This window comes from Granulicatella sp. WM01 (assembly GCF_004570605.1).
Classification (GTDB): Bacteria; Bacillota; Bacilli; order Lactobacillales; family Aerococcaceae; genus WM01.
Genome location: NZ_SPPB01000015.1, coordinates 1 through 17,371, shown reverse-complemented (window position 1 = coordinate 17,371; position 17,371 = coordinate 1). Strand labels below are relative to the sequence as shown.

At 33.8% G+C, this 17,371-nt stretch carries 13 protein-coding genes and 1 other annotated feature; all 13 genes read right to left on the bottom strand.

Translation table 11 applies throughout. The annotated features are described in order from the left end of the window. Nucleotides 1–123: 123 nt before the first annotated feature. Entirely contained in the window at nt 124–2,580 is a 2,457-nt protein-coding gene (gene parC / locus E4T68_RS03480) for a DNA topoisomerase IV subunit A (RefSeq protein WP_135124163.1), read from the bottom strand. Further along, a complete protein-coding gene (gene parE, locus E4T68_RS03475) occupies nt 2,573–4,645 on the bottom strand; it encodes a DNA topoisomerase IV subunit B (protein ID WP_135124161.1) in 2,073 nt (690 codons plus the stop codon). Before parE ends, parC begins: the two co-directional genes overlap by 8 nt. A gap of 685 nt (nt 4,646–5,330) precedes the next feature. After that, complete coding sequence (phoU, locus tag E4T68_RS03470; RefSeq protein WP_135124159.1) at nt 5,331–5,984, bottom strand: phosphate signaling complex protein PhoU; 654 nt, start codon at nt 5,982–5,984, stop codon at nt 5,331–5,333. Between the two features lie 148 nt (nt 5,985–6,132). Further along, the gene (gene pstB, locus E4T68_RS03465; RefSeq protein ID WP_135124157.1) at nt 6,133–6,885 is read right to left on the bottom strand and encodes a phosphate ABC transporter ATP-binding protein PstB; all 753 of its coding nucleotides are present in this window, start codon (nt 6,883–6,885) and stop codon (nt 6,133–6,135) included. Nucleotides 6,886–6,900: 15 nt separating this feature from the next. Next, nucleotides 6,901–7,659, bottom strand: a complete 759-nt coding sequence (gene pstB / locus E4T68_RS03460; RefSeq protein ID WP_135124155.1) for a phosphate ABC transporter ATP-binding protein PstB — start codon at nt 7,657–7,659, stop codon at nt 6,901–6,903. A gap of 19 nt (nt 7,660–7,678) precedes the next feature. Beyond that, nucleotides 7,679–8,566, bottom strand: coding sequence for a phosphate ABC transporter permease PstA (gene pstA, locus E4T68_RS03455; protein WP_135124153.1), 888 nt, complete (start codon nt 8,564–8,566; stop codon nt 7,679–7,681). A gap of 4 nt (nt 8,567–8,570) precedes the next feature. Then, nucleotides 8,571–9,470: a phosphate ABC transporter permease subunit PstC gene (gene pstC / locus E4T68_RS03450; protein ID WP_135124151.1), complete on the bottom strand. Its 900-nt coding sequence runs from the start codon at nt 9,468–9,470 to the stop codon at nt 8,571–8,573. A gap of 16 nt (nt 9,471–9,486) precedes the next feature. Continuing rightward, nucleotides 9,487–10,362 (bottom strand): phosphate ABC transporter substrate-binding protein PstS family protein, encoded by an 876-nt coding sequence (locus E4T68_RS03445; protein WP_135124149.1) that lies wholly within the window; start codon nt 10,360–10,362, stop codon nt 9,487–9,489. Nucleotides 10,363–11,031: 669 nt separating this feature from the next. Beyond that, nucleotides 11,032–11,391: a 50S ribosomal protein L20 gene (gene rplT, locus E4T68_RS03440; RefSeq protein WP_135124147.1), complete on the bottom strand. Its 360-nt coding sequence runs from the start codon at nt 11,389–11,391 to the stop codon at nt 11,032–11,034. Between the two features lie 76 nt (nt 11,392–11,467). Continuing rightward, nucleotides 11,468–11,668 carry a 50S ribosomal protein L35 gene (gene rpmI, locus E4T68_RS03435; protein WP_135124145.1) on the bottom strand — a complete coding sequence of 67 codons (201 nt, stop codon included), beginning with the start codon at nt 11,666–11,668 and terminating at the stop codon, nt 11,468–11,470. A gap of 44 nt (nt 11,669–11,712) precedes the next feature. Next, the gene (infC, locus tag E4T68_RS03430) at nt 11,713–12,225 is read right to left on the bottom strand and encodes a translation initiation factor IF-3 (protein ID WP_135124187.1); all 513 of its coding nucleotides are present in this window, start codon (nt 12,223–12,225) and stop codon (nt 11,713–11,715) included. A 23-nt stretch (nt 12,226–12,248) separates the two neighbouring features. Then, nucleotides 12,249–12,367: a sequence feature (ribosomal protein L20 leader region), on the bottom strand. 439 nt (nt 12,368–12,806) lie between these two features. Next, nucleotides 12,807–16,271: a transcription-repair coupling factor gene (gene mfd, locus E4T68_RS03425; RefSeq protein WP_135124143.1), complete on the bottom strand. Its 3,465-nt coding sequence runs from the start codon at nt 16,269–16,271 to the stop codon at nt 12,807–12,809. A gap of 11 nt (nt 16,272–16,282) precedes the next feature. Next, on the bottom strand, nt 16,283–16,846 hold the full coding sequence (gene pth, locus E4T68_RS03420; RefSeq protein ID WP_135124141.1) for an aminoacyl-tRNA hydrolase: 564 nt from the start codon (nt 16,844–16,846) through the stop codon (nt 16,283–16,285). Nucleotides 16,847–17,371 lie beyond the last annotated feature (525 nt).

Genomic DNA, 17,371 nt, shown 5'->3' with positions numbered 1-17,371 from the left:
AACAACAGTCGTTCTAAAATAAGAGGGGGAACAAAATAGATACTTTTGTTCTTTTCTCATTTATGTATTGAAACGCTATATCTAGTGATCTATTAAAAAATATTACCCATTTTATCGGCATTTTTATAGCAATAAGTTTACGGAGTGATAAACAACTTGTGCAACTTCTCCTTTATTTAACACATTACTTCCATTTGAATAACGCTCAGATAGAGAAATTTTCATAACGTCCAAGCTAAGCGTTTCATTATCTGTTGAATACACATCTAATGTATCTCCACTTGAAACTATAGATGAAAGATACACTAAACGATACGGATTTGTTTTCAATTCTTTCAATAACATCAATCCACGTTTTGCTCTTGTGAGCAGATTGATTTCTGAAACATTTAATCGTTTCACACTACCTCTTTGTGTCACAAGCACAATTTGTAATTTAGTGTGATTTTCTGGATTAAAGGTTATCCCACCAATCACTTCATCATCTTGTTTTAAATTAATTGATTTTACACCACTTGCTTTCATACCCACAACTGGAACCTCGTGTAAAGCATACCGTAATCCAAATCCTAAATGTGTGACTAACAATACTTCATCACTTGCATTATCTTGCTCTTGGAATGTCACATTGACAACCCTACTCTCTTCCTGTTTCAACTTCATTGCTATAGCGGTTTTGCTCTTATAACTTCTAAAGGATACAAATTCTTTTAACAATGTCCGTTTTATCATACCGTCATTAGTCATTAAAGTTACTGTTGCACTAGGATTGTCTTGTGCTGTAATAACTGTTGCACCTACAATCATTTCTTGCGTATCTAACGAAATTTTTTGTGATAAATGTTCACCTAATTCTTTCCATTTATATTCCGGCAACTCATGTACAGGCAAATGCACATAATTGCCTTTTGATGTTATTGCTAAAAAATGCTCTAAATTACTTACTTTAGCACTGAAAATAATGTCATCTCTTTCACGTAGTCCCGTTTCTTCTCCATTAGAAGATGCATAAGAACGTAGACTCACACGTTTATAGTATCCACCACGTGTTGCCACTACATAAACATCTTCTTGTGGCACTAGAACGGTTGTTTCAATATGAATTTCATCGATTTCATCTTGTACTTGAGTTAAACGTGGCGTTCCAAACCGTTTCTTAATCTCTAATAATTCTTTTTTCATAACATTAACAAGCACTTTTTCTTGTTTCACAATCAATTCTAAAGAAGCTACTTCCTCGTTCAAGTCTAATTTTTCATTTTGTAATGCCGTAATATCGGTATTTGTTAAACGGTACAATTGTAAGGATACAATAGCTTCTGCTTGTTTTTCACTAAATGCAAAAGTTGCCATTAAATTATCTTTAGCATCTTTTTTATCTTTACTATTTCTAATCAGGACAATAACTTCATCTAACACCGACAATGCCTTGATTAAGCCATCAACAATATGTAATCTTGCTTTTGCTTTATTTAAATTAAACCGTGTCCGTCTTAAAATCACATCTTTTTGATGCATAATGTAGGACTCTAAAATCGTTTTTAACCCTACTTGTTGGGGACGACGATTATTAATGGCTACCATATTAAAATTATATGTTAATTGTAAATCTGTGTTTTTTAATAAATAATTTAAAATGCCTTCTGCATTTGCTTCTTTTTTCAATTCTACAACAATTTGTAGCCCATTTCTATCCGATTCGTCACGCACTTCTGCAATGCCCTCAATTTTACGGTGAATACGAATTTCGTCCATACGTTTAACAAGTAAGGCTTTATTGACGTCAAAGGGGATTTCGTGAATGACAATTTGTTGCTTGCCACCACGAATGGTTTCAATGCTCGTCTTAGAACGTACGATAACTTTTCCCCGACCAGTTTCATACGCCTCTTTTAACCCTGCATACCCTTGAATAATTGCTCCTGTTGGAAAATCTGGGCCTTTAATATGTTGCATTAATTCTGATACGCTAGCCTTAGGATTACTGAGTAAATGAACCGTTGCATCAATCACTTCAGCTAAATTATGTGTAGGAATATCTGTAGCATATCCAGCAGATATTCCTGTAGAGCCATTCACTAATAAATTAGGAAACCGTGCAGGTAATACAGTTGGCTCTTGTGTAGTATCATCAAAGTTTAAAATAAAATCTACAGTTTCTTTATCAATATCACGTAACAAATCATCTGATACTTTCGATAGACGTGCCTCAGTATAACGCATTGCTGCAGCAGTATCTCCGTCCATACTCCCATTATTTCCGTGCATTTCAACTAGTGTTTCTCTTAATTTCCATTCTTGACTTAAACGCACCATAGCATCATACACACTAGTATCTCCATGAGGATGATAATTAGCAATCACGTTCCCAACTGTCTTAGCAGATTTTCTGAAATTTTTATCTGATGTATTTCCGTCCATATACATGGCATATAAAATACGACGTTGCACAGGTTTTAACCCATCTCGAATATCAGGTAATGCCCTATCTTGAATAATATATTTTGAATACCGCCCAAATCTATCGCCCATGACATCTTCAAGCGTCATATTTTGAATTGTTGGCAGTGCATTACTCATCAAACTCACCTCCAAATAAATCTACTTGCTCATAAGTCAATGTATCTTTTGTTTCTTGATGTTTATGCGACTTTTCTTGAGTTAAAGACAATTCACTGGCATGCTCTGCATACGTATGTCGTGTATTTTTTAATAAATTGTCACTTTCCTCCATTGTAAACTCAACATGACTTTCAATCCATTTTCGACGGGGTTCCACCTTATTTCCCATTAGTGTTGTGACACGCCTTTCTGCCTGAGATAAATCGTCAATAGTGACACGAATTAATGTACGTGTTTCAGGGTTCATTGTTGTATCCCATAATTGATCTGCATTCATCTCTCCTAAACCTTTATAACGTTGTAACATATAGCCACGTCCAACTTTTTTAATTGCACTATCTAACTCTTGATCACTCCAGCAATACTCAATAATTTCTGATTTACCTTTCCCTTTAGACACTTTGTACAAAGGAGGCATTGCTAAATAGACTTTTCCAGCCTCAACTAACGGACGCATATAACGATAGAAAAACGTTAATAGCAAAACTTGTATGTGTGCTCCGTCAGTATCGGCATCGGTCATAATAATAATTTTATCGTAATTACAATCTTCAATAGCAAAATCTGCACCAACGCCTGCACCAATAGTATAAATAATAGTATTAATTTCCTCATTTTTTAAAATATCAGACATATTCGCTTTTTCTGTATTAATGACTTTCCCACGCAATGGAAGAATAGCTTGGAATTTACGATCTCTTCCCTGTTTAGCTGATCCTCCGGCTGAGTCACCCTCAACTAAATATAATTCATTCTTTTTCGCATTTTTACTTTGTGCAGGTGTCAATTTACCAGAAAGCAACGTTTCTCGTGCATTTTTCTTTTTCCCATTTCGTGACTCTTCACGTGCTTTACGTGCTGCATTTCTAGCATCTCTTGCTTTAATGGCTTTCCTAATTAATTGTTGGGCTAAATCTCCATTTTCGCCTAGATAAAACCCTAATTGTTCCTGTACAATATTATCCACAACACTACGGGCAATAGGTGTTCCTAGTTTATCTTTTGTTTGCCCCTCAAATTGAAGAAGTTCCTCTGGCACACGAATAGAAAGAACAGCAGCTATGCCTTCACGCACGTCACTTCCTTCAAGATTTTTATCTTTTTCTTTTAACAATTGCACCTTACGAGCATATTCATTAAAAGATTTTGTTAAAGCCGTTTTCAAACCAACTTCGTGACTTCCACCGTCTTTTGTACGAACATTGTTGACAAAGGACAAAATGGTTTCAGAATATCCGTCGTTGTATTGAAAAGAACATTCTACTTCTATTCCGTCCTGTTCCCCCTCAAAATAGACGATATTTCCTAAAACATCTTTTTCCTCATTCAAATAATGCACAAACTCTTTAATGCCTGTTTCGTAACAAAATGTTTCACTTTTGTCTGTGCGTTCGTCTATAATCACCATGGTTAAACCTTTTAACAAAAAGGCTGATTCACGCAGACGCTCACTCAAAATATCATAAGAATAGTCAGCATGCCCAAAAATAGTCACATCTGGCTTAAAATGAACGCTCGTTCCAGTTGTACTACGAGGTGCAGAAGATGACGTTAACTTCCCAACAGGTGTTCCTCCGTCCTTGAAACTTTGCTGATAAAGAGTATGATCACGCACAACACTCACATGAAGCCACTCAGATAGAGCATTCACAACAGATGCACCTACACCATGTAAACCTCCTGACGTTTTATAACTCCCTTGACCAAATTTACCTCCAGCATGTAATACTGTAAAAATAACTTGAATAGTTGGCTTACCTGATTGGTGCATACCAGTTGGCAGACCACGTCCATTATCTTTTACAGTAATACTATTATCTTTATGGATTGTTACCTCTATTTTTGTAGCGTATCCTGCCAAGGCTTCGTCTACTGCATTATCTACAATTTCATAAACTAAATGATGCATTCCTCGACTATCCGTAGAGCCTATATACATTCCCGGACGTTTACGAACAGCATCAAGACCTTCTAAGACTTGAATGGCATCATCACTGTATTGCTTTGTTATTTTTTTTACCATAATGTATTCCTTTAACTTCTCTTTATTTCAACTATTATATCATGATTTTATACTCTTGTAAGAACATATCTTTATTTTCATCATGACTTTACATTTATTTTTCCTACAAAGATAGTCTATTCTAGCATATACTAATCAACATGAACATAAATGAATACATGCATACTACTTCCAGACATCAGAAAAAAGTTTTATTTATCTGCTTTCTAAAATCCAGTATTTCAAGACTAAAACGTAAGTCTATAAAAAATCATATACTCCAAGCATTTTAAAATCAATATGATACAATTTTTAAATTGTTCAAATTCTAATATAAACGATACGTTTACTCAAAACGACTAGCATTGCACAGAATAAATTTCTAAATTCTTTATGTCCTATTTTCATAAAGTTTTTACTATCCACACTATCATATTTAGTAACCAATATAAATAATTAGTCTCTCTAATACTTTTGCTTCGTTCATATCTTAAATTTCATCGTATCCTATCATACACTTTATAAAAAGTGTTGGTCAAATAAAAACTCTATGATGACATACTGCAATCTATTCACACAGCCAAACAAAGTCATATGCTCACTTTAAAAATAATTTATTCTGCTCTTGTTCCAAGACTCTATATAATAAAGCACTTTATAAATGTCTACAATGATAAAATCTCCTCAAAAAGAGGAGATTTTATCACTAATTCAACTCAGTTAATTTTCCAGTTACAGTATAAATAATACGTTCGCAAATGTTAGTCACATAATCACCAATACGCTCCAAATATCCTGCCACAAGCACGTATTCCATGCCACCTGTTACTGTTTCAGGATTGTCTAAAATCCCTTGAACAGAGGATTTAGTAATTTTTCTTAAGTAACTATCTACTGCTTCGTCCATTTCAGCAACTTTTCTTGATTCCTCAATATCTAAGCTAACATAAGCTTTCAATACACGATTCATCATAGACTCCACAATATCAGACATTTCATCTAACATTTTCTCAATCTCTAAAATGCGATGGTTTCCTTTTACAGTCACTGTAGCTTTTGCAATACTTACTGCATGATCGCCCATACGCTCTAAATCACTTGATGCTTTCATGACTGCAACAATATGGCGTAAATCAGAAGCAACTGGCTGTTGTAAAGCAATTAACGTAAAGCAACCTTGTTCAATTTGCACTTCAGATCTGTTTACATATTTATCATTAGAAATAACCTCTTGAGCTAATTGCACATCGTGCTTAATAAACGACTTAACGGCTTTCTTGACAGATCCATTAACTAAATTACCCATAGAAATAAATTGTTCATATAATTCATTTAACTCTTCATCAAAAATTCTTCTCATACTCTTCTCCTCTTTCTTATTTTATATTTGTCATAGTTACTGCTATTCCTCATTAAGCATTCATATTAGTTGACATAAAAGATATTTATCTTATGTCTTGCACTATATATTAATCAGCAGCACACCATAACGATTAAAATTTACCACATTATCCAAAACGACCTGAAATATAATCATCTGTCCGCTTATCTTTTGGATTACTAAAAATGTAAGCTGTTTTATCAAATTCTATCAGTTTTCCAGACAAGAAAAATGCGGTATTATCTGAAATACGACTAGCTTGTTGCATATTGTGTGTGACAATAACAATCGTATAATGAGATTTTAAGTCATAAATTAAATTTTCTATCTTCCCACTAGAAATAGGATCCAATGCTGAAGTTGGTTCGTCCATTAAAATAATTTCTGGTTTTACTGCTAATACACGTGCAATACATAAACGTTGTTGTTGGCCACCAGACATCCCTAAAGCATTATCGTGTAATCTATCTTTAACAGCATCCCAAACATCTGCTTGTTTTAATGTTGTTTCTACAATTTCATCTAACGTTTGTTTATTTGTAATGCCATGTATACGTGGACCAAATGCAACATTATCATAAATTGAAAATGGAAATGGATTAGGTTGCTGAAATACCATACCAACTTTTTTACGTAAATTGACTAAATCAGTTGTTGGACTAAAAATATTTTCGCCATCAATTCTAACTTCTCCTGTAACGGTCACATTTGGAACAAGATCGTTCATACGATTTAATGTTCTTAAAAATGTTGATTTCCCACAACCAGATGGCCCAATTAATGCATTAACTGTATTTTTTTCAAACGCTAAATTAATATCAAATAAAGCCTGTTTTTGACCATAATATAAACTAATATTATTTGCTTCAATAATTGCCATACTTTCCCCCTATTTCTATCCAAAACGACCTGAAATATAGTCTTCTGTTTTTTGTTCTTTAGGATTTCTAAAAATAGCAGATGTACGATCATATTCTATCACTTGACCTGATAAGAAAAAGGCCGTTTCACCAGAAATACGTGCTGCTTGTTGCATATTGTGCGTCACGATAACAATAGTATATAATTCTTTTAACTCCGCTAATACATCTTCAATCGCTCCACTAGAAATAGGATCTAATGCTGAAGTTGGTTCGTCCATTAATAATACATCTGGTTTCATTGCTAAAGCACGTGCGATACATAAACGTTGTTGTTGGCCACCTGAGAGAGCTAAAGCACTTTTATGTAATTCGTCCTTAACATCTTGCCATAATGATGCTTGTTTTAAAGTTGTTTCTACAATTTCATCTAAACGTTGTTTATCTGTCAATCCATGCCGACGCAAAGGAAACGCAATATTATCATAAATTGAACGACTAAAAGGATTAGGTCTTTGAAATACCATACCAATATTTTTACGTAATGCAAAGACATCTTCTTTTTCAGTATTAATGTTGCGTCCACTATACCAAATTTCTCCTTCAATACGGCAATTTGCTATTTCTCGATTAATTAAATTTAATGACCTTAAATACGTTGATTTTCCACAACCAGACGGCCCAATTAATGCGGTAATTTCATTTTTTTTAAACGCTAAACTTACTTCTTTAATGGCTTGATGTTCGCCATAGAAAATATTTAATTGTTTTGTTTCAAGTGCAATTTGTGACATCGCTTTTCTCCACTTCTTTTTATTTTGCCGAAGTCATTTTTTTGTACAGCCACAACCCAAGTTGTCTAGCACCAAAATTAAATAGCAAAATAAATATAATCAAAACGGCTGCCGTTCCATTAGAAACAGCCTGTGCATCTGGGACAATTGCCTCACTATTGACTTTCCAAATATGAACCGCCAATGTTTCAGCCTGTCTAAATATATTTAAAGGACTACGTGGACTCATAGGATTCCAATTCGTAAAGTCTAATGCTGGTGCGCTTTGCCCAGCTGTAAACAGTAAGGCAGCAGCTTCTCCAAAAATACGCCCAGCAGATAAAATAATTCCAGTAATAATTCCCGGCAAAGCAGCAGGCACAATAATGTATAGTGTTGTTTCCCACTTTGTTAACCCTAAACCTAGACCTGCTTGACGTTGGTCGTGCGAAATATGACGTAAGGATTGTTCCATAACACGAACTAAAATTGGCAAATTGAAAATGCTTAATGTTAAAGCTCCCGAAAGAATGGAATATTTGAACTTAAATGCAATAACAAAGAGCATCATACCAAATAAACCTACAACAATGGACGGTAAAGAAGATAATACATCAATAGATGTACGAACAAATTCCGTCAATTTATTTTTAGGCGCATATTCAGATAAATAAATAGCAGCTCCTAGAGAAATAGGTGTACTCATTAACAATGTTAAGATTAACAAATAGAACGAGTTCCATAATTCAGGTAAAATCCCACCCCCAGCTTTGATAGATTCTGGATTAGTGGATAAAAAATGCCAACTGACATGCCCTAAGCCATTAATTAACACATACCCTACTAAACAAGCTAATAAGATACAAATCATTCCTGCAATAATATATAGAATAACTGTAGCCACTTTATCTTTTGTTTGTGCATTCATGACATTACCCCTTTCTTCCAATACGTTTTACAATGAAAATGAAAATAATTGACATACATAACAACACTAAGGCTAGTGTCCATAAAACATTATTTTCTAATGTTCCTGTGATCGTATTTCCCATACTCAATGTTAAAATACTTGTTACTGTTGAAGCAGGTGTAATAAAAGAATTTGGAACAATAGCCGTATTCCCAATGACCATTTGAACTGCCATAGCTTCTCCAAAAGCACGAGTCATTCCCATAACTAAGGCGGTTAAAATTCCTGTTTTAGCACTTCTCAATACAACTTTGTAAATCATTTGCCAACGTGTTGCACCTAATCCTAAAGCACCTTGACGATAATACTGTGGGACTGCTTGCAAAGCATCAACAGTTAAACTTGTCATTGTTGGTAAAATCATAATTGCTAAAACAATAGACGCTGACAATATCCCAAAACCTGTTCCACCAAATACTCCTCTAATCATAGGCACTATCATCGTTAAGCCAATTAATCCATACACAACAGAGGGGATACCAACTAATAATTCAATAACTGGTTGCAATACTTTTTTTCCAAATTTAGGCGAAATTTCAACCATGAAAATAGCTGCACCAACGGCAAAAGGTGTAGCAAAAATAGCCGATAATAGCGTCACGGCAACTGATCCTATAATCATAGGCAACGCTCCAACATAAGATTGACCATTCTCATCTACACTAGAAGGCAGCCACTTTGTTTTCAATAAAAAATCTAATGGATTTACACCATCTGCAAAAAAAGTAGACAATCCTCTTTGAGCGACCATTAATATAATTGTAAACACAATAATTGCTAAAATAATTGTGCATATAAATGTTATATACTTTCCTATTTTTTCTAAAGTTTGTTTAGATATTCTTTTTTCATTCGGTTGCATACTATGCTCCTATCACTTATTTTTCCGTAATATTGCCATAAGCATCTCGTTCAATGCGCATAATATTCACTGGAATATACCCTAATTTAGGGACAATTTCATTTTGTACATGCTCACTAAACATATACTCGATAAATGCCTTTGTAATAGCATCTTGTTCTACTGATGTATACATATGCTCATAAGCCCAAATTTTCCAAGCATTTGTTGCAATATTTTCAGCTGTTGGAGAAATATGATCAATAGATAACGACTGATACTGTGTTTTATCCAAATATGAAAAAGACACATAACTGATTGCACCCTGAGTTTCTTTTACAAGTTTTTTTACTGTTCCAGAGTTATCTTGTTCTTGAGCTGTCATTGGTTCAGTGCCATTCAAGGCATATTTTTCAAATGTTGCACGAGAACCTGATCCACTAGCACGATTAATGACCACAATATTGACATTATTACCACCTACTTGACTCCAATTTGTGATTTTACCTGTAAAAATATCAATTAGTTCTTGTGTGCTTACATTTGTCACACCTGCAGAATGATTTACAATAGGTGCAATACCAACAACGGCAACTTTATAATCTTGAATAGCATATTTTTGAACATCAATCTTTTTATCTTCAGCAAACACATCTGAATTTCCAATTTCAACTGTTCCCGCTACAATTTGGCTCAATCCTTGTCCAGATCCACCACCTTGAACATTAATTAAAACATCAGGGTGTTTTTCTTGAAATTTTTCCGATGCAACCTCTACTAAAGGTTGTAAAGCTGACGACCCTACAGCCGTAATCGAACCGACTAATCCGTCTTTCTTTTCCGTATTTTGTCCACATGTTGCTAAACACCATAATATAGCACTTGCAATAATGGCATAAAGTAATTTCTTCATAGACTACCCTCATCAATATTTTTTCTATTCACTTATGTGACATAGTCCATTATACCAATCTTAAGCAAGTTTTCCAACTTAAATTTATTATTTTCTGTATAAAAGACCTAGCTTTTCCCCTGTAAACAAATGTCTGATTATACAATAAATCATGATGATAAACAAAAAGAGTTTATCCACATACATGCCTTCTATATATCTAAGCAATTGCATCTGTTTTTTCACTAACAAAATTGGATAAACACCAGTTGTCAACTTCGATACATACTAACACGTCACATTAAACAAACAATAAAATATTTAATTTTTCAAGCTAGAAAATATTCACATCTAAATAATCAAAATTTGTATCCACAAAAAATTTCTAATATTTTGCTCTCTCCCCATTTTCTGTTTTATTTATCTTACCTTTTCAGTTTAGACACACTAATGCACTAAATAAATCCCCATAAAATATTACTCCATTTTGTTCTCTATAATATACCGTACTCTATATCTATTATGAAAAAGAATTTTATCAGACACCATACATTATCAATAAAGCTGAATATAATCATACAGCTAAAACTTGATTACAAAAAAACAACACTTTCCTCGTTTAGAGAAATGTGTTGTTAATGTTTTGGAAACTTTTTGCTTGTATGAATATATCAATTAAGTTGATACTGACTATTTATTTAATGCTTTTTTCGCTTCTTGTGCTAAAGCTGAAAAAGCTGCGGCATCGTTAACTGCTAAATCAGCTAACATTTTACGGTTAACTTCAATACCTGCTACTTTTAATCCGTTCATGAATACGCTATAGCTCAATCCATTTAAACGAGCTGCTGCATTAATACGTGTAATCCATAATTTACGGAAATCACGTTTTTTCTGACGACGGTCACGATATGCATAAGTATAAGATTTCATCACTTGCTCTTTAGCAGTTTTGAATAATAAGTGTTTTGCACCATAGTAACCTTTAGCTAATTTTAAAATTCTTTTACGACGTTTACGCGTCACTGTTCCACCTTTTACACGTGGCATAATCAATTCCTCCTTAAGTTGCCAGCACAAAATGCTGTCTATCTATTTTCACTAATCTAAATGTCAAAACTTTATTTTAACGTAATTGTGCTAATTGTTTTTTAATACGTCTCATATCACTGATATGTACCATTGTTGCTTTACGGTGTTGACGTCTTTGTTTTTTAGTTTTTCCATGGAAGCGATGACTTCTTTCAGAATGTGCACGTTTTAAACCTCCATTACCAGTTCTTTTAAAACGTTTTGCTGATCCACGGTGTGTTTTTTGTTTTGGCATTTTGTTTTCCTCCTGTAACTTATTCTTATCGTTGCCTAAAGCACTTATTTAGGTGCAAGCATTAAAAACATACTTCGCCCATCCATTTTTGGACGTGATTCCACAGATGCAATATCGGCAGTTTCATCGGCATATTTTTCAAGTACACGTTGTCCAATTTCTTTATGCGTAATGGCACGTCCTTTAAATCGAATAGACACTTTTACTTTGTCACCTTTTTCTAAAAACTTACGTCCATTACGTAATTTTGTTTGAAAATCATTCTCGTCAATCGTTGGACTTAAACGTATTTCTTTTACAGTAACAACTTTTTGATTTTTGCGTGCTTCACGTTCTCTTTTTTGTTGCTCGAATTTGTATTTTCCATAATTCATAATACGTGCAACAGGTGGTGTTGCATTTGGAGAAACTAAAACTAAATCTAAATTAGAATCTTCTGCCAATCTTAAAGCATCTAATTTTGACATAACACCTAATTGTTCCCCTTCACCATTAATGACACGTAACTCTTTTGCACGAATGCCATCATTTACCATCATATCTTTTGCTATGTTAATCACCTCCGCTATGGTTTGACTTTGAGCAGAAAAAAATCAGTGAGCATAACACTACCCACTGACATTCTTATCTATCGAATCTCTATTTGCCCAAGGACCTACGGTCAACTAAGGCGAGAAGCGGGTGCTTCTGCTTTATCGTCTTGGTTATTGTATACAAATTCTTAGCATTTGTCAACTTATTTACTCACTTTTTATATTCTCTTCTAACATGCTGTAAACACTTAAAGTAAGAACAGTCAAACGCTGCACTAGTTCCATAAAAAAGTACCCTACACAATGAATGCAAATTATCAGTCTTTCTCTTTAATCCTAAACAACATAAACGGGACTGGGAAAAATTCAAATTTTAACCTTTCGATTAAAATTTGAAAATGTGAAAACCTATTAGAATCAACGTTTTTAATGACGTTATTATAAGATATTTTTTATTTTTAAGACTTTTTTTCTAGTCCATCTTTTCGTAAATAATATTATTCTATTGAACAGTATGCATCATTATATTTATACCTCTCTAAAATTGATAAGTTTACATCATAATAGAAAATCTATTCAAACTTTACCCATAGTGACTACATTTTCTAACTCAAATATTTTTGCAATTCATGCAGCCAAATATCATTTTCTTTAACACTAGAAATATTAAACGTAACCACCATTTTATTGCCGTCTTGTTGAACTGTGGCTTTTAGTTTTGTCTTGCTCAACAATTCAAATAATATCGGACCAGTTAATGTTTTTGACTTTTCTATAGAATAAGTGAGCGTAATATACTGTTGTTTTCGTTTAATTTTTTCAATGCCTTGTTGCTCAGCATAATATTTCAATAAACCGATATTGACCAAATCAGATACTTCATCTGGATAATCTCCAAAACGATCAATTAAGTCTGTTTGAATGTCTTGATATTCTTCTACACTTTCAATCGTGCGAATACGTTTATATAAATCAATTTTTTGTCGTTCATCTTCAATATATGTACTAGGAAGATACGCACTCAATCCTAGGTCAATTTCAACAACAGGTTTTTCAACCACTTTTCCATTATTTTGACGTTGACTAACAGCATCTTTTAACATCTCTGTATATAAATCAAATCCTACAGAATCAATAAATCCACTTTGTTGCTGACCTAATAAATTACCAGCACCACGGATAGATAAATCACGCATTGCAATTTTAAAACCTGCACCTAGTTGCGTAAATTCTTTAATGGCAGATAACCTTTTCTCTCCTGTTTCTGTCAACGTCTTATCCACACGATGCATGAAATACGCATAGGCAATCCGATTTGTACGTCCTACTCGTCCTCTTAACTGGTATAATTGCGAAAGCCCCATTCTATCGGCATCTTCAATAAATAATGTATTCACATTAGGTAAATCAACACCTGTTTCAATAATTGTTGTGGTCACTAAAACATCGTATTCCCCACTCATAAAGTCCATTAACACATTTTCTAACTCAACTTCATTCATTTGCCCATGGGCAACGGCAATTCGTGCTTCAGGAACAAGCTGTCTAATTTGTTCAGCCTTTTCCAAAATACTTTCAACACGATTATACAAATAAAACACTTGACCACCACGAGCTAATTCACGCTCGATTGCATCTCTTACCACGCCCATATCTAATTCTAAAACATACGTTTGAACCGGATAACGATTGGCAGGTGGCGTTTCAATAACTGACAAATCCCTTACACCAAGCATAGACATGTGTAAAGTACGTGGAATAGGCGTTGCCGTTAAGGTTAAAACATCTACTTGAGATTTCAACTGTTTTAAACGCTCTTTATGTCTGACTCCAAAACGCTGTTCCTCATCTATAATAAGTAAACCTAAGTCTGAAAATTCAATATCACTTGACACTAAACGATGTGTTCCGATGACAACATCAACAACTCCTGTTTTCAAACCCTCTATTGTTTCTTTTTGCTGTGCCTGACTTCTAAACCGGCTCATCAATGCAATATTAACCGGATAATCTTCAAAACGTTGGGTTAATGTCATATAATGTTGTTGTGCCAAAATAGTTGTCGGCACTAAAAAGGCAACTTGCTTATTGTCTTGAACAGCTTTGAAAATAGCACGCATGGCAACCTCTGTTTTGCCATACCCTACATCTCCCACCAACAAACGATCCATTGGTTTAGCTTTTTCCATGTCCTTCTTAATTTCAACAACACTTCGCAATTGATCAGGTGTTTCAGCATACGGAAAAGCCTCCTCAAACTCTTGTTGTTCAGGGGTATCTTTAGAAAAAGCAAATCCTATTTCCATTTCACGCTTAGCATAAAGTTCCATCAATTCATCTGCAATATCTTCAATTTTCTTGGCAACTTTACGTTTTGTCTTAGCCCACTCTGTTCCACCTAGTTTATTTAACTTTGGTTCTTTACCGTCACTGGCTACATATTTTTGAACAAGATGAATTTGAGTAACTGGAATAAATAATTTAGCATCATCTTGATACACAATTGACATGTAATCTTGCTTGACACCAGCAATTTCCATGGTTTCCATACCTTGATATTTCCCAACACCATGGTTAACATGCACAATAAAATCTCCAGCACTCAACTCCGAATAACTTTTTAACCGTTCTGCATTCGTTAAATTTTGACGTCTTGATAAGGTTTTTGTGACTTTATTAAACAATTCTCTCTCATTCAAAAACACCAGTTTTTCGTGAGGTAACTCAAAACCATTGTGAATAATACCCTCTACAATATTTATTTCCCCTAATTTTAAATGTTGTAAATCTGTCGTAACATTATCAATTTCAAAATCTGTAAACGTCTGACTCACTTTTTGTACTCTTTGCTGATTCGCTACACAAGCTACTACCGTCATTTTTTGTTTATGCCAACGTTCCATTTCTGTTTTTACAAGAGGCATTTGGCTAAAAAATTGTGGCATACTCCGATATTGAAAAGTGTAAATTTCTGAAAATTTTAGACGACCTAACCCTTTATGCAAATTAGCCATATACAATTTGCGATTAGTATTCCGTTTCAACACTGCTTTAAAATCAACATTCAATCTTTGAGTTGGCAAAATAACCGCTTCTTGTACTTTTTGAACAATCCATTGTGCTTCTTCTTGAACAGAATGTTTCTCCTGTTCAATCAATCTAGCATACTCATCTAATACAATAAGTCCATTATGATGCAAATAATCTACAACCGTATATTCCTCTTTATATAATAATTCTGTGTACATAGCAGGATTTTCTGGCAATTCTTGTAGTGCTAATCGTTGAATAAAATCATCAAAAAAGACAGTTAATTGATCTTTAAGTTGAAGATCTGTCATTTTTTTCAATGCTTTTTCTTTAGCTTTAGCCACATTAGACACAGCATATTCAAAGTCTTTACTATCAAAACAAATATCTCTAGCAGGTGTAATAAATACACTCTCTACCCGCTCCATTGATTTTTGCGTTTCTGGATTAAAATAACGAATAGAGTCGATTTGTGTATCAAAAAATTCAAGACGCAAAGGATAATCTTGTGTTAGAGGATAAATATCAAAGATTCCACCACGCACACTGAACTCTCCGGGACTTTCAACAATTGCTTGACGTGTATATCCCATTGTCACAAATCGCTTAATCAAATCTTCCAATACATAATCATCACCAAGAGAAAGCTGTAAACAATTGTCTTGAAACTGTTCTACACAAGACAATTGTCTACGAAATCCTGATAATGCCATAACCACAATACCAGGTTTTCCAGTTGTTAAAAAATGTAACGCCTCAATTCTTTGTGCCATTAAATCATTAGAAGCAATAGAAAATTCTGAAACAACACTTTCCTCACTTGGAAATAAATAAACGTGATCTTGCGATAAAAATGTCACTAAATCATCATATACTTGTGTTGCATGTAATAAATTATGCGCAACATAAATCATCGGAAAATCATTTGCTTTAATCATTTGTGCTAACACATAACTCTTAGCTGTTCCACTCAATCCTAAAACCAATTGACTATCCAATTCTTTACTATTATTAACTAAATTTTGTAATACTTGTTCCATATATTGCCTCTCTAATTAAACTTATTCATCGTATTTAAAAAATTATGGTGATTAAGCCAATCTTTTACTGCATCTATTGCTTGATTAATAGACGCATCAACATCTTGCTGATAAATGCCTAAAAAAGACGACAGCACATGCTGAGTGACTGTTTCAAATTCTAAAGGTCGTCCAATACCAACTTTTATGCGATTAAACTCTGGTGTACCTAAATTTTGAATTAAGCTCTTTACTCCATTATGCCCTCCAGCACTTCCCTTTTGTCTTAAACGAATTTTCCCAATAGGTAAGTCCATATCATCATAAATGACCACCAAATCATTGGGTGTAACATTCATATCTTTCATTAAAGGTTTTACTGCTTGACCAGATAAATTCATATACGTTTGTGGTTTAACTAAAATGATTTTTTCACCATTCAAAAAGAAATCCGTGATTAATGCTTGATGTTTCGTTTTATTAAACACAAGTTGTTGATTTTGCGCCAGTCTATCCACTGCCATAAATCCGATATTGTGTTTTGTATTACTATATTCTCTCCCAGGATTACCTAATCCTACAATCATTTTTGCCATATTATCTCCTTAAACGCATTAAGGCATGAGTAAGCTCACTCATGCAACAATTATTCATAGTGCGTATTTTAGAGGGTAATTCAAAAAAAATCAAGTAATTTTGACTTTTTATTCGATAATCACTCCACATGCTCTAAAGATAAATACCACTAGCAACAAACATGTTTAGTCACACTATACATTCCTTTTTACCTATAAAGTTTTGTTTGATATAGAGTATGGTGCCACACCTCTCATATCAAACATCTATAAATTTAGCTCCTTATCTAAAAAAACTCTAAAAACAGGCTCTTCGTCAAATTATGTTGGTAAGTAAAAATTCCAGCAAATATTAAGTTGTTTTTTCTTAATAGGGCTAATTGTTTCTTTTCGAATCGGTATGCAGTTGTCAAGGTTTATAGCGTGAGCGTGCCTTGACAATAAGCATACCGATTTGATAGACTTTTCGGCCCATATTAAGATTGTTTAAATAATTTTTCTTGCACTAAAAATACTCGAGTTCGTAAATATGTAAAATATTTAAAC